This window comes from Arthrobacter sp. 10N44_2, from assembly GCF_056394385.1.
In genome coordinates, this window is the sequence record NZ_JBFTHT010000002.1 from 298,817 (window position 1) to 322,117 (window position 23,301).

The following is a 23,301-nucleotide window of genomic DNA, read 5'->3' on the forward strand; positions in this document are numbered from 1 at the left end:
AACGGCTTCAATCAGCGTGCGCCAGTCACGGGAGTCCCGGTGGTGTGCTTGATGGGGTTCTCAGGCGCTGGGATCGTCGTCGTCCTCGTTCGGATCGGTGCCGCGAACGGTCACACTCTGCACGCCGGGCACATCAAGGAGGTAGGGGACGAGTTCCCGCAGCGGAAGATGACCATGGAAGCGGATGTCCATGAGGACGATCGGCTTTTGTTCATCGCCCGCCTTATTGATGCTCAGGATCGACGAGCTGAACCCCATATTCGTGGCGATCTCCAACACTTGCCGCAGCACGCCCCGGTTGTCGTCGTAGCCCAGGTGCAGAACCCGGTGGGCGTCGGGGGTCGGGATCTTCCTGATCACGGGAGAAACGACGTACAACGTGATGAGGTGGAAAGCGGTCAGCGAAACAGCCAGGGACAGCATTCCGGCCCCGCACGCCATGCCGACGGCGGCAGAAACCCAAATGCTGGCCGCCGTCGTCAGGCCGCGGACTACGTTCCGTCCCTTGAAAATCACCCCGGCACCGAGGAAGCCGATGCCGCTGACGATTTGGGCTGCAATCCGGGACGGGTCCATGGTGGCCCCGGGCGCCAGCGCGGCGGCGAAGCCGTAGGCGGAGATCAGGGTGAACGTGCACGATCCGAGGCCGACCAGGACGTGGGTGCGGTAGCCAGCGACCTTTTGCCGGACCTGCCGCTCAGTGCCAATCAGGGAGCAGAGGATAAATGTCGCCAGCAGAAGCCCGATTTCCACCAGCGTGGTCGGGGTATATAGCCCGTATGCGTCCTGCATCCCGCCCTCCGACCCGGCCCGAGAGCGGCGTCCCGTCAGTGCCGGAATGCGCCAAGAACTCTCGAATCTGATATTACCGCTGCCCCCTAGTGGCGAGTAGTGGCTGCTCTGGCCCGCTCACGGGGCCAGATCCCGGCGGCGCCAGCCGGCGTACCCCAGCGCGGCGAGCGCCGCGGCAATCACCGTAAGTCCGAGCAACGGCCCGACGGCGCCGGAATCCAGGGGCAGCAGCGGCGAGTGCCGGAACGGGGAGAGCTCCATCAGCCACTCCGGGGCATTCCACAGCACGCCAAACTCACCAAGCGCGACGAAGAGCAGCAGCAGGGCCCAGACCGTCCCGGTGAGCCGGGGCGCCCAGCCGAACACCGCCAGCACCGCAGCGGTCATGACCCAGGCCGCGGGGATCTGGGCGGCAGCGGCCAGTGTGACGCGGCCAAGTTGGTTGGCATCGGCCAGGACGGTGGCTGCGCCGGCCCCGACCGACACTCCGGCCAGCAGCATGAGCACGGCGACGCCGGCCAGCGCCAGGGCGAAATGGCTGGTCGCCCACCGCGGCCGGGTGGTGGCGGTGCCCAGCAGTGCCTCGACGTGGCCGTCGGTCTCCTCGTCACGGAGCCGGCTGGCCGCGGACAGTCCGTAGGCAGCGGCCAGCAGTCCCATGATGCTGATCTCCGCTGCAATGAAGGCATCCGTCATGGCCTGGGTTCCGCCCAGCATCATGATCAGGTCCTGCACGTTGGGCGAACTCAACAAGTCCATGACGTTGCCGGCCAGCGATCCGATCACCACGCCGAACACCACGAAGGCGACCGCCCAGGCCGCCAGCAGCCGGAACTGGAGCCGCACAGCGAGGTCCCCAACCCCGCGGAGCGAGCCGCGAGCCGGGCCGGGGCGCTCCTGGCGCAGGCCGCAGCCGAGGTCCCGACGGGCGCGGAGTGCCAGGGCCACGGGCACGAGTAAGGCGCACAGTGCCAGTGGCAGGGCGAGCACCCACCACTGGTCCCCGGCGAAGGCCCGGATCTGCTGGTTCCAGCCGATCGGCGAAAGCCAGGACAGGGCGGAGGGCCCCGGTTCGGCGAGGTCCCCCACCGCACGCAGCGCATAGGTCACGGCAACGACGCCGAGGCTCATTCCCGTGGCCGCCCGCGCGCTGGCCGTCAGCTGGGCGGTGACCCCGGCCACGGCACTGAATGCCATGCCGGTGGCGGCCCAGCCCAGTCCGAACGCGATCGAGCCGGCCGCCGGAAGTCCGCCGGCGGCCAAAGACACCGCAGTGACCAGCCCCAGGACAATGCTGGCTCCGAAGCTGATGGTGAGGGCGGCCGCGAGCGGCGCGTCGCGGCCCATCCGGCCGCCGCCCAGGAGCTCGAGCCGCCCGGACTCTTCGTCGCTGCGGGTATGGCGGACGGTGATGAACACCATCAGGACGGCGAGGATGGCAGCCATGAACGCCGTGTACTTGATGAGGGACAGGGCGCCGAGGGACGTGGGATCGTAGACCCTGCCGAAGAGGGCCACGAGCGAGGCCGTGGCATTCAGGGCCGTCGCGGCCTCGACCCGGCTCTCCACATCGGGGTAGAGCTCGGCGCCGGCCACCGCGGTTGAATACGTTGTCGCGGCGAATCCGGCGATCCACGCCGGCAACAGCCATCGGTCGCGGCGGAGCCCGAGCCTGATCAGGACTCCGGTCCCCGCCAACGTTTCACGCATCGGCGGTGCGTCCGCTGCTCGACCCGGCCGCGGCCACGGGCACCGCAGCGCCGTAGTGGCGAAGGAAGAGATCCTCCAGAGTGGGCGGCTGGCTGGTCAGCGCGACGAGTCCCGCGTCGGTCAACGCCCGCATGAACGGGGCCAGGCCGGACGGTTCCACTTGGGCGCTGACGCGGTGGTTCGTGACGACGACGTCGTGCACGCCTGGCAGGGCATCCAAGCCCACCGGTACCACCGCGACATCGGCAGTGACGGAGGTGCGGGTCAGGTGCCTGAGTTCATCAAGCCGCCCCGTCTCCACCACCCGGCCCTCACGGATGATGCTCACGCGGTCCGAAAGTGCCTCGGCCTCGCTGAGGATATGGCTGCTAAGCAGTACCGTGCGGCCCTGGTTACGCAGTTCCCGGATACAGCCGCGGAAGGCCTCCTCCATCAGGGGGTCCAGTCCGCTGGTGGGCTCGTCCAGCAGGAACAGCTCAGCGTCGGTGGCCAGGGCAGCGACCAAGGCCACTTTCTGCCGGTTGCCTTTGGAGTAGGCCCGGGACTTCTTGGTCGGATCGAGGTCGAAGAGCTCCAACAGCTGGGCCCGCCGGGCCAGGTCCTGGCCGCCCTGGAGCCGGCCGAGGAGGTCGATCACTTCTGCGCCGGTCAGGTTGGGCCACAACGCCACATCCCCGGGGACGTAGGCCAGGCCCCGGTGGAGGCTCGCGACGTCGCGCCACGGGTCAAGGCCCAGCACCCGGATGGAGCCAGCATTGGCGCGAAGCATGCCCAGCAGCAGGCGAATCGTGGTCGATTTGCCGGAGCCGTTCGGTCCGAGGAAGCCGTGGACCTCGCCCGCCTCGACTGAAAAGTCCAACCCATTCAAGGCAACCACGGGACCGAACCGCTTCACAACGCCGACCATCTCCAGGACATTCGCCATGGGGGACACGATACGCCCGGGATCGGCAATCCCGCCCCGGCCGAATGACCCCTTCGCCCGCGGGCGGCCTGTCGCCGTGCTGTCACTCCGGCACCGGGGGACGTAGCCTAGCGGGCATGGAAGACCCTTACGATCTTGAACGGTTCGTGGCGGCCCAGGACGCCGGCGGAACCTACGGGCACGCCCTGGCGGAGTTGCGGTCAGGCATGAAGAGGAGTCACTGGATGTGGTTCGTTTTCCCCCAGCTCGCGGGCCTGGGCCGCAGCGAAACCGCCCGGAAGTACGCCATCTCCTCCCTGGCCGAGGCCCGTGCTTACTGCCGGCACGGCGTCCTTGGCCCGCGGCTGCGGGAGGCCGCCGCCGCAGTGGCCGAACTTCAGGGGCGGTCCGCGGTGCAAATTTTCGGCGGCATCGACACCCGGAAGCTGCACTCATCCATGACGCTGTTCCAGCGGGCCGCGCCCGGCGAAACCGTGTTCCGCGTCGTCCTGGACCGCTATTTCGATGGCCTGTCCGATCCCGCCACGGACCGGCTGCTGGAAGGCCAGTTGCGGGACGGACAACCCGGTGGTCCGGACCCGGCGGACGGTTAGCTGTCCGCGGCCAGCGCCGTGATCATCCGCTCCATGCGGGCGACGCCGGCAAAGCGGCCGGCGTTGTCCGTCACCAGCAGGGGGTCAAACCGGTTGGCCTGGGTCCGCGTCATGGAACGGGCCAGGGCCTCGCTGAGCGGCGTGTCCAGGTTGACCCGCATTCCCGGGCTCACGATGCCGAGGGCCGCCGCGGAGGGGTCGAGCACCGCAACGGGCCGCAGATGATCGCCCATCAGCACCACCGACTGCAGGGCCGGGTTGTCATCAAACGCGGCCGCCGCCGTCGCAGTGGTGGCGGCCGTCGTCGCGGGTTCCACGATGTCCCGGATGATGCTCTGGTGCGTCGCCGGGGGGTTGGACGCCAGACGGTGGGCAACGTCGAGATCGATTTTTTCCCACGCCGGTCCGGGCCGGCCCAGGCAATACCCCTGCACCAGGGGTACGCCGAGGGCGACGAGGGCGTCCAGTTCCTCCACGCGCTCCACTCCCTCGGCCAGGATCCAGGCATCGACGCGGCTGGCAAAGGTTCCGAGCATGGAGATCAGGGCACGTTTGGCTTCGTCACGGTCAACATCCTGGATCAGTTCACGATCCAGCTTGATCAGCGAGGGCCGCAGGGCCAGCAGGTGCCGGAGCCCGGCATAGCCGGCACCGGCGTCGTCGACGGCGATCAGCGCGCCTGCAGCGCGCAGCTGGTTGAGGTCGGGCTCAAGCTCCAGATAGGAGTCGATCGGGGTCTGCTCTGTCAGCTCGACCACCAGTCCGGCAAGGTTTCCCTGGCCGCGCCAGATGCCACGGATCTCCTCCGTCAACAGCAGCTCCGGTGAGACGTTGAGGGTCAGGAAGCAGTTCGGCGGCAATGTGGGACGCGCCGCGAGCGCCGCCCGCAAGGCTGCGGCCTCGAGCTCGGCTGCCAGGCCATGCGTGCGCGCCGCGGCAAACCACACCTCAGGATTTTTTTCGGCGAAGCCCGGAAACCGGGCCAGGGCCTCATAGCCCACCACTGTGCCGCGCGCGGTATCAACAATGGGCTGGTAGGCCGCGGAAAGGCCAACACCTCGGCAGGCGGCCGCCAGTTGCTTCACCCAATCCGGGCCCGGCGCGGCCCCGGCGTCGGGCGGGAGGCCGCCTGCCTCGTGAATCAACTAACGGGAACGATGGCTCTGTGGACCGACTGCACGACGTCGGCCGGCAGCTCCTCCAGCCCATGTGCGGACGCCGCGTGGGCGGCCACATTGATTAGAATTTCATCGTCGGTACTGCACACCCAGCGGGCGTCACAACCGGGAACCACATCACCACAGGCAAACGACTTCACGAATGCTCCTTCTTCTTCAACAGCGGACCGGACCACCCTACGTTGGCTCCGCACCGAAAACTGAGATTTTGCTCGCAGAAACGGTGCGGCGTCGCCGGCGGTCCGCCGCCGGCAGTGGCCGCCGGATGCTGTTGGCTGCCACTGGCTGTCCACTAGCGGCCTGTACTTGCGGCCGTACTAACGGCCTGCCGTCCCTGCTTCGGCAGCGACTGCGGCCGCCTCGATGCGGGCCCGGTGCACGGCCCATTCCTCGGCGGTGCGCGGCGAAAGGTTCGGATCCCCGGGACGCTGGCCTGCGCTGCCGTCGATGAGTTCGCGCAGGATGTCGGCGTGTCCGAGGTGGTGGGCAGTCTCCACGCACATGTGCACGAGGATCTGCTGCAGGGTCACGTGCTTGCGCTCGTCCGGCCACCAGGGCACCACACCGGGCGCGTCGAGCGGGAGCTCGTCGATGGTGGCATCGCTGTGGGCCGCCGAGAGCCGGTGCAGCTCAGTGATCTGCTCCCGCGTCTCGCCCGGGGCTGCCCACATGTCCGCATCCGGCTCCGCGTCGTCGGCAAACCACGCCAGCTTCAGCTCGCTGGGACGGCCAAAGACCTCGCCAAAGTAGCCGAGTTCGACGCTGGCCACGTGCTTGACCAGTCCCAGCAGGTTGGTTCCCGTGGGCGTGAGGGGCCGGCGCACGTCATACTCGCTGAGGCCTTCGAGCTTCCCGAGGAGGTCCTGCCGCCGGGTGCGCAGGTAGGTGTGCAAGATCGCTTTGTCGTCCATGACCCGCACTATACCGAACGCGCGGGCGCTGCCTGGCAGAACTGCCTGGCAGAACAGCGGGTTTCATAAAACGTATGGAATAATTGGCGCCAACGGGCCTCGGGGGGAGGCCCCGATCGACAGGATACCCAGGGTGAATCTCGATTCCGGTGCACATCGGGCCCGGCCCGCCGCAGTTCTCCTGGCCGCGGCTCTCGCCATTCTTTTGGCAGCCTGTTCTTCCGGCGCAGAGGCCCCGGACGGAGTTCCGGCGGGCCGGCCTGCGGCGTCCGCCCCCGCAACGTCCCCGGCGTCCGGAGGCCTGCGGGGGGCGACCGAAGTGAACGGGTTCCTCTTGCCGATGCGCTACGCGGCCGTCGATGGCGACACCTGGGAGGGCATCGCCGCCCACTTCCGGATGACTCCGGAGATCCTCAGGAGCTTCAACGAAGCGGAGTCCGTTGCCGCAGGAGAGATTATCGACCTCAGGGGCGTGGACGTGCCCCAGCTAGGGGCCGGCGGCAGCGTGGCCGGGCAGGACGGGCAGGGACGGCTCCTGTACAGGGTGGGCGCCGGAGACACTCCCTCGGGCATCGCGAGCCGCTACGGCGTCCCGCTCTATGCCTTGCGGATAGCCAACCTGAACCTGTTGACCGGAGGCGAATGGATTCCGCCCGCCGGCACCACGGTAACCATTCCGAATCCCCCGGCCGACTGAGCCGGGCCTTTGAGCCGGGCCTTTGCACTGTGGAGATGGACCGTTGGGCCGGGCCTTTGCACTGTGGAGACGGACCGTTGGGCCGGGCCTTTGAGACAGACCTTGCACTGTGGAGACGGGCCGTTGGGCCGCGGACAAAGAAAAAGCCTCCGGAACCTAATGGTTCCGGAGGCTTCTCCAAGGGTGGCAGATGAGGGATTCGAACCCCCGTAGGCGTTGCCAGCTGATTTACAGTCAGCCCCCTTTGGCCGCTCGGGTAATCTGCCGAACTTCAAAAGAAGATCACTCGCGGTTTCCAGTCCCGGAACGTCTGTTTCCAGTCCGTTCCGCTTCCAGCACCCGCGGGCAAGACAACTTTACAGAACTTCCGCCGAAGAATCGAATCGGCGCCTCAGCAGATCATAAAAGGGCCGAAAAAGGGCCAAAATCCGCGGAATTTCAGGCCTCGCCGAGAATCCGCCCCGCCAGTCTTGCCTCGAATCGTGCCGCCTGCTCGGCGGTGACCTGGTTCAGCTCGACGGCACGGGCCAGGTCCGTGTGGACCCCGTCCATGCGGACTGATGCGTCGGCGGCCGGGCTCAGGATGATGGACGCCGCCAGCGCGGCGGCGGCTACGGAGCTCGCCGTCGCGGCCAGGGTGCTGGCAGCGGCGGCGGTGGTGCGGTTGACGTAGCGGACAGCCTTTTGGTGCATGTTCTTGCCTTTCAGCAGCGGTTCCAACTCTTGCAACTCTGGCCAGCCCGGCTTCGTTCCCGCCGTGATTGAGCTATGAGCGGACTGTGAAACCCGGGACGCAAGGCCGGCCGCCACATCGGGGGCATCCGTACTAGTCTGGAATGCAGACATCCCGGCCTCACGCAGGCACCCGGCAACCATCAGGAGGAAAGTCATGGCAGGCGAATCCACGTTCGACGTCGTCAGCAAGGTAGACAAGCAGGAAGTCGCCAACGCGCTGAACCAGGCGCAGAAGGAAATTGCCCAGCGCTACGACTTCAAGGGCGTCGGCGCCGAGGTCGATTTCAGCGGCGAGAAGATCTTGATGAAGGCCAACTCCGAGGAGCGGGTGCTCGCGGTGCTCGATGTGCTGCAGTCCAAGCTCATCCGCCGCGGCATTTCGCTGAAGTCCCTCGACACAGGTGAGCCCTACGCCTCCGGCAAGGAATTCCGGCTCGAGGCCTCCATCAAGGAGGGCATCGCCCAGGACCTCGCCAAGAAGATCAACAAGTTGATCCGGGACGAGGCCCCCAAGTCCGTCAAGTCACAGATCCAGGGCGACGAGCTCCGGGTGACCTCGAAGTCCCGCGATGATCTCCAGGAGACCATGAACCTGCTGAAGGGCTTCGACGAGGCCGACCTGCAGTTCGTTAACTTCCGCAGCTAGCGGCCCGTCCGCGGCGCAAATTTGCGCGTCACGCAAAAGGGCTGGCGACGGTGTCGCCAGCCCTTTTGCGTGTCGCAGAACTACACGCGCGTCGCCAGACCCGCAGCCTGCTTCAGCTGAGCGGCCGCCCGGCCATCCGCTCCAGCCGGCCGATCCGCTCGGCCATCGGCGGGTGGGTGGAGAACATCTTGGCCACGCCTCCGCCTTTGAACGGGTTGGCGATCATCATGTGCGAGGCGTTGACCAGCCGCTGGTCCTGCGGCAACGGCGCCAGCTGCACGCCCTGCTCGATCTTGCGCAGGGCGGAGGCGAGCGCCAGCGGGTCTCCGGTCAGCGACGAGCCGTCCTCGTCGGCGTCGTACTCCCGTGTACGGGAGATGGCCATCTGGATCAGGGATGCGGCGAACGGGGCCAGCAGGGCCATGGCGATCGCGGCGAACGGGTTCGCATTGCGGCGGTCCCCGCCACCGAACAGCAGCATCATCTGCGCCACCGAAGTGATGACGCCGGCGACGGCGGCCGCCACCGACGCCGTCAGGATGTCCCGGTTGTAGACGTGCATCAGTTCATGCCCCAGGACGCCGCGCAGTTCGCGGGCGTCCAGCATCCGCATGATGCCCTCGGTGCAGCACACTGCCGCGTTCTGCGGGTTCCGGCCGGTGGCGAAGGCATTTGGCGCCATGGTGGGCGAGACGTAGATGCGCGGCATCGGCTGGTTGGCCCGGCCGGACAGCTCCCGGACGATCTGGTACAGCTGGGGCGCCTCGGCCTCCGTGACGGGATAGGCCTGCATGGCACGGATGGCGAGCTTGTCGCTGTTCCAATACCCGTAGGCCGTGGTGCCGATCCCGATCAGGGCCATGATCCAGATCGGCGCCGCACTGCGGGTCCCCGCGGCGATGAACGCCCCCAGGCCCAGCAGGACCGCCCACAGCACTCCGAACAGCGCCGCGGTCTTCAGTCCGTTGTGATGCTTGTGCACTGGTCCTCCTGATACGTGTACTGCAAGCTGATGCCCTGTAATTCACTGACCTACCAAGGAAAACGAACCGCTACGGCACCGGGTTCCGCGCGTCGTACCGCAGGAATCCGACCTGCTGGCGGGCCAATATCCAAGCCACAGCAATGCACAGCACGCCGCCGAGCAGCAGGACCCACCCCTCGTTCAAAAGTTTAGTCGCGCCGCCGGCCAGCATGTCCCCGATCCGGGGGCCGCCGGCGACCACCACCACAAAGACGCCCTGCAGACGCCCGCGCAGATGGTCGGGGGTGGAGGCCTGCAGGATGGTGGTCCGGAAGACTGCGCTCACGGAATCCGCGATGCCGGCCAGCGCGCAGCACAGGGCGGCGGGCAGCAGCCACACGCCCACGCCGTCGTCGCCGGAATGACCGGCCAGGACCACCACCAGGCCGAAGGCCGCGACCGAGCCGCCCCAGCCCATCACGGACCACACCACCGCGGCCCCCTGCCGGCGGACGCCGCCCAGCGGCCCCGAGAACAGGCCGGCCAGGAATGCCCCCACGGCCATCGAAGCCAACAGGATCCCCACCGTGGCCTCACCGCCGCCGATCATCAACGCGCCGATGGCCGGCAGGAGCGCCCGGGGCTGGGCAAAGATCATGGCCACGAGATCGATCACGAACGTCATGCGGAGGTTGGGCCGGGTGCCAAGGAAACGGAACCCCTCCACCACGGAACGCAGGCCGGCCGGCCTGGCGTGCTCGCCCGGCGGCATGGAAGGCAGTTTCAGGAGGGCCCAGAACGCAAACGCAAAGCTGATGACGTCGATCGTGTACGTCCAGCCAAACCCGACCCACGCCACGAGCACGCCGGCCAGCAGCGGGCCGGCGGTCATGGTCAGCCCGAAAATCATCATGCTCAGGGCATTTGCGGCCGGCAGCAACTCCTTGCGCACCAGCACCGGGATGATGGCGCTGCGGGCCGGCTGGTTGATGGCCTGGGCACCGCTCTGCACCGCCACGAGCGCATAGAGCAGCCACACGTTGCCCACTTCCAGCCACGCCTGGAGGGCCAGCGCGGCGGTGGTCAGCCAGAGGACGGACGACGCCAGGAGTGCTACGGTGCGGCGGTCATGGGCGTCGGCGATCGAGCCGCCCAGGAGGCCCCCAAAGACCAGCGGCACGAGGGCGAAGAGACTCAGCAGGCCCACGTAGAGGCTGTCCTGGGTCAGCCGGTAGACCTCCAGGCTGACCGCCACCAGGGTCAGTTGGCTGCCCAGGGCGGAGACGGCGGACCCAAGCCACAGACGGCGGAAGGCGGGACTTTCACGCAACGGCGTGATGTCCGCCAACAATTTCTCCACCGGGCAACTCTAGTGGCGAACCGGGAGTGCCCTGTGACACGGCCGGACAATATTAGCCACGCCTTATTGTGAGGCAGTCATAATAAGTGCTTGAATGAGGGTATGACGGATTCCTCGGGCACCCACGACGCATGGGCAGCCGCCCTGCGTGCCCACGGCCGCCGGGTGACCAAACAGCGCCTGGCCGTGCTGGCCGCCGTCGAACATCACCCGCATTCGCCGGCAGAGGCAATCCTTGCCGCCGCCCGGCAGGAATTGCCGGACCTGACCGCCCAGTCCGTATACGTGGTCCTCGGGGACCTCACGGATCTGCACATGCTGCGCCGTTTTGAGCCCCCGCACTCCCCCGCGCTGTACGAGACGCGGGTCGGGGACAACCACCACCATGCCGTGTGCATCAGCTGCGGCCGGGTGGAGGACGTCGAATGCGCCGTGGGCCACGCGCCCTGCCTGACCCCGCACTGGAACGCGGACGCCAAGCCGATGACCATCCAGATCGCGGACGTGCTGTACCAGGGCATCTGCCAGGACTGCCAGCGAACCCAACAGCTTCCCTCCGAACGAAACTAAGAAACCCAACCCAAGGAGAACTATGACTGAGATCATCTCTGCGCCCGCCGTGTCCACGACACAGTCCGGGGCTCCCGTCACTTCCGACGCCCACTCCAAGTCCGTCGGCGCCGACGGCGCGATCATCCTGACCGATCACTATCTGATCGAGAAGCTCGCGCAGTTCAACCGCGAGCGCGTCCCGGAGCGCGTCGTGCACGCCAAGGGCGGCGGCGCCTTCGGTACCTTCAAGACCACCGAGGACGTCTCGAAGTTCACCAAGGCCGCACTGTTCCAGCCCGGTGTTGAGACGGACATGCTCATCCGGTTCTCCTCCGTTGCCGGCGAGGCCGGCTCCCCCGACACCTGGCGCGACCCCCGCGGTTTCGCCGTGAAGTTCTACACCACCGAGGGCAACTACGACCTCGTCGGCAACAACACTCCGGTGTTCTTCATCCGCGACGGGATCAAGTTCCCGGACTTCATCCACTCCCAGAAGCGCCTCCCCGGCACCCACCTGCGCGACGCCGACATGCAGTGGGACTTCTGGACCCTCTCCCCCGAGTCCGCCCACCAGGTCACCTGGCTCATGGGTGACCGCGGCCTGCCGGCCTCCTGGCGTGAAATGCAGGGCTACGGCTCGCACACCTACCAGTGGATCAACGCCGAGGGCGAGCGCTTCTGGGTCAAGTACCACTTCAAGTCCAACCAGGGCGTCAAGTCCATGACCGGCGACGAGGCCGAGGCCCTTGCCGGCGCCGACGGCGACTTCTACATCCGCGACCTCCAGGAAAACATTGCCGCCGGCAACTTCCCCTCCTGGGACCTCCACGTCCAGGTCATGCCGTACGAGGACGCCAAGACGTACCGCTTCAACCCCTTCGACCTCACCAAGGTGTGGCCGCACGCGGACTACCCGCTGGTCAAGGTCGGCACCATGGAGCTGAACAAGAACCCGGAGAACTACTTCGCGCAGATCGAGCAGGCCACCTTCGCGCCGTCGAACTTCGTGCCGGGCATCGCCGCCTCCCCGGACAAGATGCTGCAGGCCCGCATCTTCTCCTACGCGGACGCGCACCGCTACCGCGTCGGCACCAACCACGCCCAGCTCCCGGTGAACCTGCCCAAGAGCCAGGTCAACAACTACAGCCAGGACGGCGCCGGGCGTTACCACTTCAACGCCCCGTCCGTTCCGGTGTACGCACCGAACTCCGGGGGCGGCCCGGCTGCCGTTGAGCCCGGCGTTGCGGGCGGCGGCTGGGAGAACGACGGCGAGCTCACGCTCTCCGCGCACTCCCTGCACGCAGAGGACGGCGACTTCGGCCAGGCCGGCACGCTGTACCGCGAGGTGTACAACGACGGCGAGAAGGCCCGCCTGCTGGAGACCGTCACCGGCGCCGTCAGCGGCGTCAAGAACGCCAGCATCAAGGAACGCGCCATCGCGTACTGGACCAACGTCGACGTCGAATTCGGCGCCAAGCTGCGCGCCAACCTCGGTGCCGGCCAGGTTGAGTCCGACGCCGAGGCCGCCAACAAGGTCTGATGGTTGCATCGAACGTTGCCTGACGGCCGGCCTTGACGGCCGCCTGGGCGGCCGGTGACCGGCATTCGGTGACCGCTGGAGCCAACAAAACGCCCCGCCACGGACTCCCGTGGCGGGGCGTTTTGCGGTTATCCACATGGGTGCGCGTGCCCCTCGCCACCGCGTGCCGCGGCTCCGTAGGATTTGGGCATGACCGCATTCGCTGGCACTCCATTCGCAGGCATTCCAAGTGACGCCTTCCGGTTCTACGCCGATCTTGAACAGAACAACAACCGGGACTGGTGGCTCGAGCACAAGCCGGTCTACGAGGCCGCGGTGAAGGGGCCGCTGACCCAGCTGCTGGCCGAGCTGGAGCCACGCTTCGGACCGGCCAAGCTCTTTCGCCCCAACCGGGATGTGCGGTTCTCGCCGGACAAATCACCCTATAAGACCGCGCAGGGGGCCTTCGCGGCGGTGGGCGAAGGCGTGGGCTTCTATATCCAGCTCAGCGCCGACGGCCTCCTGATCGGCGGCGGCTGCCACACCCACACTCCGGCCCAGCTGGCACGCTTTCGCGGTGCCGTGGACGATCCCGACAGCGGCGATGCCCTGCAGGCGATCGTGCGGAAGGTCGAGTCGGCAGGGTTCGCGGTGGAGGGCGAACGGCTAAAGACGGTGCCGCGGGGCTTCGACAAGGACCATCCCCGGGCGGAGCTGCTCAAGCACAAATCCCTCACGGCCGGCGTCAACGTGGGCCAGCCCGGCTGGCTTGCCGGTCCCGGGGCGGTGGAGGAAGTGGCACAGCGCTGGGACCAACTGCGCCCCCTCGTGGAGTGGGAGGGCAGCTACGCTGCTCCCTGAGGTTCTGCTCAGATGTGCTGGCCGTCGGTGGCGAGGCGCCTGTCGAGGTTGTTGAAGAAGACCAGCATCATCAGCTCAAAGGCCTTGGTGGCTTCCTCTGGCTGGTTGTTGACGACGAAATCGAACTGCAGCCCGTAGAACGCGGCCGTGAACAGGCGGGCGTCGGTGTCGGCGAATTCCGGCTGGATGCCCTGGATGACCAGCCAGTCCCGGGCCTTCTCGTGCAACATCCGGAAGTGCTCCTGCGCTGTGCCGCGCGGCACCGCCGCCACAATGTCCTGCGCCGTGGCCTCAAATTCAAGCCGGGCCAGGTGCCGGTTGCGCTGCGCCATGGTCCACTGCCAGGACTCAAGCAGAAAGGCCCGCCACGCGTCCCGGTCGATGTCCCTGACGTCGGTGGCGCGGATGCTGTCCAGCCGGGATTCGATGCCGCGGATGATCTCGTTGATCAGCTGTTCGCGGTGCCCGAAGTGGTAGACCAGGACGTAGCTGCTGACACCCAGCCCGTCGGCCAGACCGCGAAACGTCAGCTCCGCCAGGGTCTTGTCCATGAGGTAGTCGAGAATTGCCGACAGCAACTCTGATTTGCGTTCCGGTCTTGCTGGGCGGGCCATGTGTCCATCTTAGGGAGCGCCGCCCTGACGGAGCGGCGCCCGAACGCCGAAGTCGCCGGAGCCGTGCGGTTACGCCGGAAWTTTCCGGCGAATTCGCCCGGCTCCGGCGACTTCGATGCGGGGGGCGATCGCTCCCTTCTCAGGAGCGGGTGAGCGCGTCCTCGTTGTCCTCCGCGGGCGCTCCCGCCACGCTGGCCGTGCCGTTCACCGAGGCGCGGGCCTCCGCGAACTTTTCATTCAGCCGGGAGTGGCGCTGGCCGTAGGCGAAGTAGATCGCAATACCGATCACGAGCCAGATGGCGAAGAAGATCCAGGTTTCCACGGCCAGGTTCGTCATGAGATACAGGCACAGGACCGCAGAGACGACAGGGAGCACCTTGCCAAACGGGACACGGAAGGCCGGCTTCAGGTCCGGGCGCTTCTTGCGCAGCACCAGTATGCCAAGGCTCACCATCACGAAGGCGGACAGGGTCCCGATGTTGATCATTTCCTCGAGCAGGTCCACGTTGGTCAGGCCGGCGACGAGCGCCACTCCGGCGCCGCAGATGATCTGCAGGCGGGCCGGCGTCCCCCGCACCGAGCTGGTCTTGGACAGGGAGCGCGGAAGCAGGCCGTCGCGGCTCATCGCGAGCACCACGCGCGAGAGGCCCATGAGCAGCACCATGATCACGGTGGTCAGGCCCACGAGGGAGCCAAAGGCAATGACCTTGGCGGCGTCGGTGTTGCCGACCGCCTCGAAGGCGGTGGTGAGCGTCGGGTTCTTGGCCTCAGCCAACTGGGTGTAGGAGACCATGCCGGTCAACGCCAGCGACACCAGGATGTACAGCACGGTAACGATTGCCAGGCCGCCGAAGATGCCGCGGGGCAGCGTCTTCTGCGGGTTCTTGACCTCTTCGGCCGAGGTGGCGACGACGTCGAAGCCGATGAAGGCGAAGAAGACCAGGGCGGCGCCGGCGAAGATACCGAGGGTTCCATACTGGGCCGGGGCGGCGCCGGTCAGGAAGCCGAAGAACGACTGCTTGAGGACATCCGCGGTTCCGGTGCCTCCGGTCGGCTCGGAGGCCGGGACGAACGGGGCGTAGTTCTCGAACTTCACGTACGTGAAGCCGACGACGATCACGAAGAGGACCACCGCGATCTTGATGAGCGTGAAGATGTTGCCGACGCGGGCGGAGAGCTTGGTCCCGAGGACCAGCAGCACGGTGAAGATGGCAACGATCAGGAAGGCGCCCCAGTAGAGGTCGACGCCGCCCAGGGAGATCGACGGCGGAATGTCCACGCCCATGAGCGCAAAGACTTTGCTGAGGTAGATGCCCCAGTACTTCGCAATCACGGCGCCGGCAGTGAAGAGTTCGAGGATCAGGTTCCAGCCGATGATCCACGCCAGGATCTCACCCATGGTCGCGTAGGTGAAGACGTAGGCGGAGCCTGCCACCGGAATGGCCGTGGCGAACTCGGCGTAGCACATGATGGCGAGCGCGCAGGTGACGGCGGCGATCGCGAAGGAGATGGTGACGGCGGGGCCGGCAAAGTTCGCGGCGGCCTTGGCGCCGACCGAGAAGATCCCGGCGCCCACGGCAACCGCGACCCCCATGATCATGAGGTCCCACGTGCTTAGCGTGCGCTTCAGCTTGCGTCCGGGTTCATCGGCGTCGGACATGGACTGCTCGATGGATTTGGTCCGGAAAAGGTTCATTAGGAAAGTCCGCAATCTCGATAACTGGGGTGGAAACAGACCTATCCATCTTAGAGTCCATCCACTGGACGGTCATTTTTATCCCACATAGTGAGACGCAAAAGCGGGCCGTGCAGGTTTATCCTGCACGGCCCGCTTGCGCGTAGCTGCTCCGTTTCAGACCATCCAGGCCGCCTAGACCGGCCAGTTTTCCATCAGCGTCGAGCGGATCAGGAACCGCTTGCCTTCCGGCGCTTCTACCGAGAAACCACTCCCCCGGCCAGGAACGACGTCGACAGTCAGGTGCGTGTGGCTCCAGTAGTTGAACTGCTCCCGCGACATCCAGAATTCCAGCGGCTGGGGCCGCAGCCCGTCGGAAATGTCGAACAGGCCGAGCAATACGTCCGAGTCCCCCGTGATGAACTCCCCGGCGGGATAGCACATTGGCGACGAACCGTCGCAGCAGCCGCCGGACTGATGGAACATCAGCGGTCCGTGCTGCACCCACATTTTGAGCAGCAGTTCCACCGCCTCCGGGGTGAGAGCCACCCGGGAGAAGTCCTCCCCGGGGAGGGTCACGGCGGCGTCGAGCTTTGTCGCTGGCATCAGAGTCCGTCCTTCATCAGTACTTGATGACCACTCGGCCGTCGATCTTGGCGTGCTTCATCTCGTCAAGAACGGCATTGACCTCGGAGAGTTCCCTCGTGGAGACCGTGGGGTGGATCTTGCCCTGGGCGTAGAACTCGAGCGCCTCCTCCAGGTCCTGCCGGGTGCCCACGATGGAGCCGCGGACCGTCAGGCCCTTGAGCACAATCTCGAAGATCGGCGCCGGGAAGTCCCCCGGCGGCAGCCCGTTGAACACGATCGTTCCGCCGCGCCGCGCCATCCCGATGGCCTGCCCGAATGCTGACGGGTGCACTGCCGTGACCAGGACTCCATGGCAACCTCCGGTTTCGCGCTGAATAACTTCGGCCGGATCCTCGTGCAGGGCATTGACCGTCAGCTCGGCGCCGTGCTTCTTGGCCAGGGCCAGCTTGTCATCGGCGATGTCCACAGCCGCGACCCGCAGGCCCATCGCTACGGCGTACTGGACGGCGATGTGGCCGAGGCCGCCGATGCCGGAGATGGTGACCCACTGGCCGGGCCGGGCTTCGGTCATCTTCAGGCCCTTGTAGACGGTCACGCCGGCGCAAAGCACCGGAGCCACCTCGACGGGGTCCGAGCCGGCCGGGATCCTGGCCGCGAAGCGGCTGTCGACCAGCATGTACTCGCCAAAGGAACCGTCCACGCTGTAGCCGGCGTTCTGCTGGGCCTCGCACAGGGTCTCCCAGCCCGTGCGGCAGTACTGGCAGTCGCCGCAGGCGGACCAGAGCCACGCATTGCCGACCAAATCGCCGATGGCAAGGTCCGTGACGCCCTCGCCGAGGGCGACGACCTCGCCGACGCCTTCGTGGCCGGGAATGAACGGCGGGGACGGCTTGACCGGCCAGTCTCCCTCCGCGGCGTGCAGGTCGGTGTGGCAGACCCCGGTGGTCAGCACCTTGACCAGTGCCTCACCGCGGCCCGGCACGGGAACGGGGAGGGTCTGGATCTGGAGGTCCCTGCCGAATTCGGTAACTACCGCGGCTTGCATTGTCGTCGTCGTCATTGTCGTCGTCATGGCGAAATCCTTGCGTCATCAAACTTGGGTGTGGCTAAAGGGCGTGTGCAGTGAGCCGGCGTCCCTCCGTGTAGGTGCACAAGTGGTGCGGGCGGGGCGGATCATGCGCGATCCGCCCCGCCCGGGTCAGTGCGGCTTAGAAGAAGCCGAGCTTGTTCTCGTTGTAGCTGACCAGGAGGTTCTTGGTCTGCTGGTAGTGGTCCAGCATCATCGAGTGGTTCTCGCGGCCGATGCCGGAAGACTTGTACCCGCCGAACGCGGCCCCTGCCGGGTAGGCGTGGTAGTTGTTGACCCACACGCGGCCGGCCTGGATCTCGCGGCCGGCGCGGTAGGCGACGTTGCCATTGCGGGACCAGACGCCGGCGCCCAGGCCGTACAGGGTGTCGTTGGCGATGCCCATGGCGTCGTTGTAGTCGCTGAAGCGGGTCACGGAGACAACCGGGCCGAAGATTTCCTCCTGGAAGATCCGCATCTTGTTGTGGCCCTCGAAAATGGTGGGCTGGACGTAGTAGCCGCCGGCCAGGTCTCCGGGCATTTCGGCCCGGGCACCGCCGGTGAGCACCTTGGCGCCCTCCTGCTTTCCGATGTCAATGTAGGAGAGGATCTTTTCCAGCTGGTCGTTGGAGGCCTGGGCACCGAGCTGGGTTTCGGTGTCCAGCGGGTTGCCCTGGATGATTTTCTCCACCCGGGCCACGGCGTCGGCCATGAAGGATTCGTAGATGTCTTCCTGGATCAGGGCGCGCGACGGGCAGGTGCAGACTTCACCCTGGTTGAAGGCGAAGAGCGTGAAGCCCTCCTGGGCCTTGTCGTAGAACGCGTCATTGGTGTCCGCGACGTCGTTGAAGAAGATGTTCGGGCTCTTGCCGCCAAGCTCCAGCGTGACCGGAATCAGGTTCTGGCTGGCGTACTGGCTGATCAGGCGGCCCGTGGAGGTTTCGCCGGTGAAGGCGATCTTGCGGATGCGGGGGCTGGAGGCCAGTGGCTTGCCGGCCTCGACGCCGAAGCCGTTGACCACATTGAGGACACCGGCCGGCAGCAGGTCGCCGATGAGTTCCATCAGCACCAGGATCGAAGACGGCGTCTGCTCGGCCGGCTTCAGGACGACGGCGTTGCCGGCGGCGAGGGCCGGGGCGAGCTTCCAGACGGCCATGAGGATCGGGAAGTTCCAGGGGATGATCTGGCCGACGACGCCGAGCGGCTCGTGGTAGTGGTAAGCGGTGGTGTCGTCGTCGAGCTGGGACAGCCGGCCCTCCTGGGCGCGGACGGCGGAGGCGAAGTAGCGGAAATGGTCGGCGGCGAGCGGAATGTCGGCGTTGAGGGTCTCGCGGATCGGCTTGCCGTTGTCCCAGGACTCGGCGACGGCGAGCATCTCGGTGTTCTCATCGATCCGGTCGGCAATCTTGTTCAGGATCGCGGCACGCTCGGCCACGGAGGTCTTGCCCCAGGACGGTGCAATCTTGTGGGCGGCATCCAGCGCCAGTTCGATGTCCTCGGCGGTGCCGCGGGCCACCTCGCAGAAAGCCTTGCCGGTCACCGGGGTGATGTTCTCGAAGTACTGTCCCTTGACCGGCGCAACCCACTCGCCGCCGATCCAGTTTTCGTAGCGGTCCTTGAAGGTGACCTTCGAGCCCTCGGTTCCGGGCTGGGCGTAAACAGTCATTGCTAGCTCCTTTGCTGTGCAAGATGGGGGGCTGCAAGGCGCTTCCGGCCCCCGTTGCACCCAGCGTAGGCGCGTGAAGGTTGCAGTCAGGTTGCAACCGGAGTGAGCCAGGTCACTGCGGGGCATTCCGGCGGTCCGCGACGGTCAGGCGCTTAGCTCGCGGTCCAGCCGTTCCAGATCGGCGACGACGGCGGCGCGCTTGGGCGAGCGCGGCGCCAGCAGCTTCAGCGCGGCGATGCGGACGTCGACGTCGTCCTTTGCTTCGGGCAGCGCGGCGTATTTCAGGAGCGATTCCGCGCTGCCGTCCGTCAACAGGGCCTCGCGCATCAGCGCGGAGACCCTGGCCCGCAGCTCCACGATGCCGGGGGCCTCGGAGCGGGGCAGCACGGCGCCGCGGTAGATTTCCAGCGCTATCCGGTGGGCGCCGCGCTGCAGGCAGTCCAGCACCTGTCCGGCGTCGGGGACCAGGTCCAGCGGCAGCCGGTAGGGGCGTGATTGCGGCACGGCATCGGGGTTGAGCTGCTGAAGTACCTTGCGCAGCCGCACCATCTCGGCGCGCAGCGTCATGGTGGAGGCGTCCCCGGGGTACAGGAGGGCGCAAAGCTCCTCGGCATTCAGCCCCGCCGGGTGGGTGCTGAGCAGGGCCAGGATCTCGCTGTGCCGGGCGGACATGGCCACGGTGCGGCCGTCAATGCTGAGCAGGGCCTGGTCGCGGCCGAGCAACTGGAGGCTGTTGCGGTAGAGGCTGCTGGCGCCCGGTCCCCCGGCCGTTTTCGGCGTCGAGTTCCGCCGCCTGGACGGCGAGGACTGGCCGGCGGCGGCCAGCTGCAGCCGCTCGACCCGCAGATGCGCCTGGGCCGCGGCGACCGTCGCCTCTACCAGCGACAACGTATGCGGGGCCACGGCCGACTCCGTGCCGGTGATGTCCACGACCCCCAGCAGGGCGCCGGAATCCGGATCGTGGAACGGCACCGCCGTACAGCTCCACGGATGCACGGAGCGCTTGTAGTGCTCGGCGCCGGAGATCTGGATTCCCCGGCCCAGGGCCAGCGCGGTGCCGGGGGCGCTGGTGCCGACCGTCGCCTCGGACCAGTCGGCGCCCGGGACGAACATCATGCCCTCGGCCCGGCGCTGCAGGGCGGCGTCCCCTTCCACCCAGAGGAGCCTGCCGACCTCGTCACCCACGGCTACCAGCATTCCGCTGTCGTGGCTGGGCAGGACCAGGAGCTTGTGGATCACGGGCATGATGGCGGCCAGGGGGTGCTGGCGGCGGTATTCTTCGAGTTCCTCGCGGTCCATGGCCAGCGGCGCCTCGGGGTTGTCCGGGTTGGCCTGCAGCCGGACGGAGCGCTGCCACGATTCCTGAATCAGGGTGCTGATCCCGGGCAACTGCAGGCCCTCGGAGAACGCCATTCCACGGGAATCCAGCTGCTCATGGCCCGCGCTGGCATATTGCTGGCGCAGCGCTGCGGTGACTCCGCCTGCCGGCGGCAACAGTGCTGCGGGATGGACCAGTTTCCTCATTGAACTCCCACCGGACGGGCTCGACGGCGTGCCGAAGGCCGCCTCGTCCGGCCCAGTCTAGTTCCGCGCGGGGCGTTTGGAAACGCACCGGCCTGCCGCCTCAGGCTGTCACAGCCTAGCCGCGGGAAATCTCGATCATGTCCTCGCGCGGCACCACCTTGATGCGCTCCCGTTCGATGCCGTTGGCGGACTCCGCCGCGGACCACTCGGCGCCGAGGGCGAGCTCGTGGGCATCGAGCTTGATCCACCCTTCCCACGTGGTGTACTCGATGCCGCGCTCCTGGAGCAGGTCGATGATGGCCTGCGGGTCCGGGTTCTGCGCCGGCGGCAGCGTCAGCCGGTCCTCCAGCAGGAAGCCGATGGTCTCCAGCGCGTCGCCCTTGGTGTGGCCGATCAGCCCGACGGGGCCGCGCTTGATCCAGCCCGTGGCGTAGATTCCGGGCACGGGGTTGCCCTCGGCGTCGAGCACGCGGCCGCCTTCGTTCGGGACGACGCCGCGGCGGGCATCGTATTCCAGCTCATCCAGCGGCGAACCGTGGTAGCCGATCGCGCGGTAGACGGCCTGGACCGGGTAGTCGAGGAACTCACCGGTGCCCTTGACGTTCCCGGTGCCGTCCAGCTGCATGCGTTCGAACTTGATGCCGGCGACCTTGCCGGGGTTCGCGGCGTCGTCTGTTGTTCCATAGATTTCGACGGGGCTGTGCAGGAAGTGCAGGTGCAGCCGGCGCGAGGACGGTTCCTCGGCCTCGGCGTGCTCCTCGACGAGCCAGTTCGTGAGGGTGTTGACCATGGTCCGGATCTGGTTGTTGCTGCGAATGGCCTCGTCCGAAGCCTCGTCGAATTCGAAGTCCTCTGGATACAGGACGATGTCCACGTCCCTGGCGTGGCTGAGTTCGCGCAGCTCCAGCGGCGTGAACTTCACCTGGGCCGGGCCGCGGCGGCCAAACACGTGGACGTCCGTGACCGGCGAATCCTTGAGCGCCCGGTAGACGTTGTCCGGGATTTCGGTGACCAGGAGTTCATCGGCGTGCTTGACCAGCATGCGGGCCACGTCGAGGGCCACATTTCCGTTGCCGATCACCGCAATCTCCTTGGCCTCCAGCGGCCAGTCCCGCGGCACGTCCGGGTGGCCGTCGTACCAGGAGACGAAGTCGGCCCCGCCGAAGGATCCCTCCAGGCCGATCCCGGGAATATCCAGGTCGGCGTCCTTGATGGCGCCGGTGGAGAAGATGACGGCGTCGTAGAACGCGCGGAAGTCATGCAGCGTCAGGTCCCTGCCATAGGTGACGTTGCCGAGGAACCGGATGTCGCCGCGGTCCAGGACCTTGTGGAGCGCGTTGACAATGCCCTTGATCCGCGGATGGTCGGGAGCCACTCCGTAGCGGATGAGGCCGTAGGGCGCCGGATACGCCTCAAAGAGGTCGATGCTGACCTGGAAGTCGCCGTCCTTAACCTCATTGGACTTCGTCAGGATGTCCGCGGCGTAGACACCGGCCGGGCCGGCGCCAACAATCGCGACACGGAGGGGACGAGAGGATGTGGATTCGGCCGAGTTGGACACCGGGAGCCCTTCTGAGTCTTAGGGACAGCGCCAGTAGATACAGCGCACAGGCCCCCATTCTAAATGTGACCGGCCCGCTCGCGCTCCGATTGGCAGGAATAGGCGCCGCGCAGGTGGTGTTATTGGTCTTGTGTCTAAGCCCGAAGGATCCTTGTCCCCCGCCCCATTGACAGCGCCGGCCGGCCCGGCCGCTGGGCCGGCGCCGGCCCGGCCGGGCGGACCGGCACCGGTGGACAAGGACACGACGGCGGGAATCCTGTTCGGTATCGGCGCCTACGGGCTCTGGGGGCTGCTGCCCCTGTACTTCTACGTCCTGCATCCGGCCGGCGCGGTCGAAATCGTCGCCAACCGGGTGGTCTGGTCCCTCCTGTTCTGCGTCCTGCTCATCACCGTCACACGGTCCTGGCAGGTGCTGGCTGCTGCTTTCCGGGACCGCACGGTGATTGGGCCGCTGTCCATCGCCGCTGCCCTGATCGCGGTGAACTGGCTGACGTACACCTACGGCGTGACCACCGGCCAGGCCGTCGAGGCCTCCCTGGGCTACTTCATCAACCCGCTGGTCTCCGTATTGCTGGGGGTCTTCGTCCTGAAGGAGAAGCTGCGGCCGCTGCAGTGGGCCGCCGTCGGCATCGGCTTCGTGGCCGTCGGGGTGCTGACGGTCTCCTACGGCAAACTCCCCTGGATAGCACTGACACTCGCGCTGAGCTTTGGCCTGTACGGATTCGTCAAGAAGCGCGTGGGCCCGCGGGCGGAGGCGATCACAAGCCTCACCGTGGAGACGATCGTCCTGGCGCCCGTAGCTGCGGCCACCATGATCTTCCTCGCGGTCAGCGGGTCGGCAACTCTGGCCGGAAACGGTGCCGGCCATTTCTGGCTGCTGGTGGCGTCGGGCGTCATCACCGCGGTGCCCCTGCTGTTCTTCGGCGCGTCCGCCCGCCGTCTGCCGATGACCACGATCGGGCTGCTGCAGTACTTCGCGCCCGTCCTGCAGTTCATCGTGGCGCTCGTCGTGTTCAAGGAAACCATGACACCTGACCGGTGGGCCGGTTTCGGCGTCGTCTGGCTGGCGCTGCTGGTACTGACCGTGGACATGCTGCACACGGCCCGGAAGAACTCCGTGACCCGGAAACGGGCCCGCGCCGCCGCCTAGCACTACCGGCCCCG

Annotated in this window: 23 protein-coding genes and 1 tRNA gene; 7 read left to right on the forward strand and 17 right to left on the reverse strand. The window is 66.9% G+C overall.

Features of this window, described 5'->3' with window-relative positions:
* Window positions 1-60 precede the first annotated feature (60 nt).
* The 3 genes from AC1DBX_RS04390 to AC1DBX_RS04400 all read right to left on the reverse strand — a co-directional run bounded on the left by AC1DBX_RS04390 (window position 61) and on the right by AC1DBX_RS04400 (window position 3,427).
* Window positions 61-792: an MgtC/SapB family protein gene (locus AC1DBX_RS04390; protein ID WP_028276975.1), complete on the reverse strand. Its 732-nt coding sequence runs from the start codon at window positions 790-792 to the stop codon at window positions 61-63.
* A 117-nt stretch (window positions 793-909) separates the two neighbouring features.
* A complete protein-coding gene (locus AC1DBX_RS04395; RefSeq protein ID WP_476931148.1) occupies window positions 910-2,502 on the reverse strand; it encodes an ABC transporter permease in 1,593 nt (530 codons plus the stop codon).
* Window positions 2,495-3,427: an ABC transporter ATP-binding protein gene (locus tag AC1DBX_RS04400; RefSeq protein WP_476851365.1), complete on the reverse strand. Its 933-nt coding sequence runs from the start codon at window positions 3,425-3,427 to the stop codon at window positions 2,495-2,497. Before AC1DBX_RS04400 ends, AC1DBX_RS04395 begins: the two co-directional genes overlap by 8 nt.
* Before the next feature lie 116 nt (window positions 3,428-3,543).
* On the opposite strand from AC1DBX_RS04400, the gene AC1DBX_RS04405 reads away from it, so the two are divergent.
* On the forward strand, window positions 3,544-4,020 hold the full coding sequence (locus AC1DBX_RS04405; RefSeq protein ID WP_476851366.1) for a DUF1810 domain-containing protein: 477 nt from the start codon (window positions 3,544-3,546) through the stop codon (window positions 4,018-4,020).
* On the opposite strand, the gene AC1DBX_RS04410 is transcribed toward AC1DBX_RS04405, so the two are convergent.
* The 3 genes from AC1DBX_RS04410 to AC1DBX_RS04420 are packed head-to-tail and all read right to left on the reverse strand — an operon-like array spanning window position 4,017 to window position 6,109.
* Window positions 4,017-5,165, reverse strand: coding sequence for an EAL domain-containing protein (locus AC1DBX_RS04410; RefSeq protein ID WP_476931149.1), 1,149 nt, complete (start codon window positions 5,163-5,165; stop codon window positions 4,017-4,019). The two genes, AC1DBX_RS04405 and AC1DBX_RS04410, sit on opposite strands and share 4 nt — an antisense overlap.
* Window positions 5,162-5,491 (reverse strand): DUF1059 domain-containing protein, encoded by a 330-nt coding sequence (locus tag AC1DBX_RS04415; protein ID WP_476931150.1) that lies wholly within the window; start codon window positions 5,489-5,491, stop codon window positions 5,162-5,164. Before AC1DBX_RS04415 ends, AC1DBX_RS04410 begins: the two co-directional genes overlap by 4 nt.
* A gap of 24 nt (window positions 5,492-5,515) precedes the next feature.
* Window positions 5,516-6,109, reverse strand: coding sequence for a DinB family protein (locus tag AC1DBX_RS04420; RefSeq protein WP_476851368.1), 594 nt, complete (start codon window positions 6,107-6,109; stop codon window positions 5,516-5,518).
* Window positions 6,110-6,242: 133 nt separating this feature from the next.
* Between AC1DBX_RS04420 and AC1DBX_RS04425 the strand changes: the two genes are divergently transcribed.
* A complete protein-coding gene (locus tag AC1DBX_RS04425) occupies window positions 6,243-6,806 on the forward strand; it encodes a LysM peptidoglycan-binding domain-containing protein (protein WP_476931151.1) in 564 nt (187 codons plus the stop codon).
* Between the two features lie 184 nt (window positions 6,807-6,990).
* On the opposite strand, the gene AC1DBX_RS04430 is transcribed toward AC1DBX_RS04425, so the two are convergent.
* Together AC1DBX_RS04430 and AC1DBX_RS04435 are read right to left on the reverse strand one after the other, a co-directional pair.
* Window positions 6,991-7,072, reverse strand: a tRNA-Tyr gene (locus AC1DBX_RS04430).
* 172 nt (window positions 7,073-7,244) lie between these two features.
* Complete coding sequence (locus tag AC1DBX_RS04435; RefSeq protein WP_028276970.1) at window positions 7,245-7,499, reverse strand: hypothetical protein; 255 nt, start codon at window positions 7,497-7,499, stop codon at window positions 7,245-7,247.
* 196 nt (window positions 7,500-7,695) lie between these two features.
* Here AC1DBX_RS04435 and AC1DBX_RS04440 point away from each other — a divergent pair, with 196 nt between their 5' ends.
* On the forward strand, window positions 7,696-8,187 hold the full coding sequence (locus AC1DBX_RS04440) for a YajQ family cyclic di-GMP-binding protein (protein WP_018773569.1): 492 nt from the start codon (window positions 7,696-7,698) through the stop codon (window positions 8,185-8,187).
* Window positions 8,188-8,299: 112 nt separating this feature from the next.
* On the opposite strand, the gene htpX is transcribed toward AC1DBX_RS04440, so the two are convergent.
* Both htpX and AC1DBX_RS04450 read right to left on the reverse strand, forming a co-directional pair.
* Window positions 8,300-9,169, reverse strand: a complete 870-nt coding sequence (gene htpX / locus AC1DBX_RS04445; protein WP_476931152.1) for a zinc metalloprotease HtpX — start codon at window positions 9,167-9,169, stop codon at window positions 8,300-8,302.
* Window positions 9,170-9,239: 70 nt separating this feature from the next.
* Window positions 9,240-10,511, reverse strand: coding sequence for an MFS transporter (locus AC1DBX_RS04450; protein ID WP_476931153.1), 1,272 nt, complete (start codon window positions 10,509-10,511; stop codon window positions 9,240-9,242).
* A 102-nt stretch (window positions 10,512-10,613) separates the two neighbouring features.
* Here AC1DBX_RS04450 and AC1DBX_RS04455 point away from each other — a divergent pair, with 102 nt between their 5' ends.
* The 3 genes from AC1DBX_RS04455 to AC1DBX_RS04465 all read left to right on the forward strand — a co-directional run bounded on the left by AC1DBX_RS04455 (window position 10,614) and on the right by AC1DBX_RS04465 (window position 13,443).
* Window positions 10,614-11,081, forward strand: coding sequence for a Fur family transcriptional regulator (locus AC1DBX_RS04455; protein ID WP_026537503.1), 468 nt, complete (start codon window positions 10,614-10,616; stop codon window positions 11,079-11,081).
* A 22-nt stretch (window positions 11,082-11,103) separates the two neighbouring features.
* Window positions 11,104-12,603, forward strand: coding sequence for a catalase (locus AC1DBX_RS04460; protein WP_476931154.1), 1,500 nt, complete (start codon window positions 11,104-11,106; stop codon window positions 12,601-12,603).
* Window positions 12,604-12,792: 189 nt separating this feature from the next.
* Window positions 12,793-13,443 carry a DUF2461 domain-containing protein gene (locus AC1DBX_RS04465; protein WP_476931155.1) on the forward strand — a complete coding sequence of 217 codons (651 nt, stop codon included), beginning with the start codon at window positions 12,793-12,795 and terminating at the stop codon, window positions 13,441-13,443.
* Window positions 13,444-13,451: 8 nt separating this feature from the next.
* Here the strand turns inward: AC1DBX_RS04465 and AC1DBX_RS04470 are convergent, their stop codons facing one another.
* The 7 genes from AC1DBX_RS04470 to AC1DBX_RS04500 all read right to left on the reverse strand — a co-directional run bounded on the left by AC1DBX_RS04470 (window position 13,452) and on the right by AC1DBX_RS04500 (window position 22,137).
* Window positions 13,452-14,057, reverse strand: coding sequence for a TetR/AcrR family transcriptional regulator (locus AC1DBX_RS04470; RefSeq protein WP_028276965.1), 606 nt, complete (start codon window positions 14,055-14,057; stop codon window positions 13,452-13,454).
* A gap of 139 nt (window positions 14,058-14,196) precedes the next feature.
* A complete protein-coding gene (locus tag AC1DBX_RS04475; RefSeq protein WP_459385461.1) occupies window positions 14,197-15,753 on the reverse strand; it encodes an amino acid permease in 1,557 nt (518 codons plus the stop codon).
* 174 nt (window positions 15,754-15,927) lie between these two features.
* Window positions 15,928-16,338, reverse strand: a complete 411-nt coding sequence (locus AC1DBX_RS04480; RefSeq protein ID WP_223913736.1) for a DUF779 domain-containing protein — start codon at window positions 16,336-16,338, stop codon at window positions 15,928-15,930.
* Window positions 16,339-16,354: 16 nt separating this feature from the next.
* On the reverse strand, window positions 16,355-17,365 hold the full coding sequence (gene adhP / locus AC1DBX_RS04485; protein WP_476851259.1) for an alcohol dehydrogenase AdhP: 1,011 nt from the start codon (window positions 17,363-17,365) through the stop codon (window positions 16,355-16,357).
* A gap of 163 nt (window positions 17,366-17,528) precedes the next feature.
* Window positions 17,529-19,052, reverse strand: a complete 1,524-nt coding sequence (exaC, locus tag AC1DBX_RS04490; protein WP_230008636.1) for an acetaldehyde dehydrogenase ExaC — start codon at window positions 19,050-19,052, stop codon at window positions 17,529-17,531.
* 144 nt (window positions 19,053-19,196) lie between these two features.
* On the reverse strand, window positions 19,197-20,576 hold the full coding sequence (locus AC1DBX_RS04495) for a GAF domain-containing protein (protein ID WP_476851253.1): 1,380 nt from the start codon (window positions 20,574-20,576) through the stop codon (window positions 19,197-19,199).
* 115 nt (window positions 20,577-20,691) lie between these two features.
* Window positions 20,692-22,137: an FAD-dependent oxidoreductase gene (locus AC1DBX_RS04500; RefSeq protein WP_476851252.1), complete on the reverse strand. Its 1,446-nt coding sequence runs from the start codon at window positions 22,135-22,137 to the stop codon at window positions 20,692-20,694.
* A 130-nt stretch (window positions 22,138-22,267) separates the two neighbouring features.
* Between AC1DBX_RS04500 and rarD the strand changes: the two genes are divergently transcribed.
* A complete protein-coding gene (rarD, locus tag AC1DBX_RS04505; RefSeq protein ID WP_476851251.1) occupies window positions 22,268-23,287 on the forward strand; it encodes an EamA family transporter RarD in 1,020 nt (339 codons plus the stop codon).
* The last annotated feature ends 14 nt before the right edge of the window (window positions 23,288-23,301 follow it).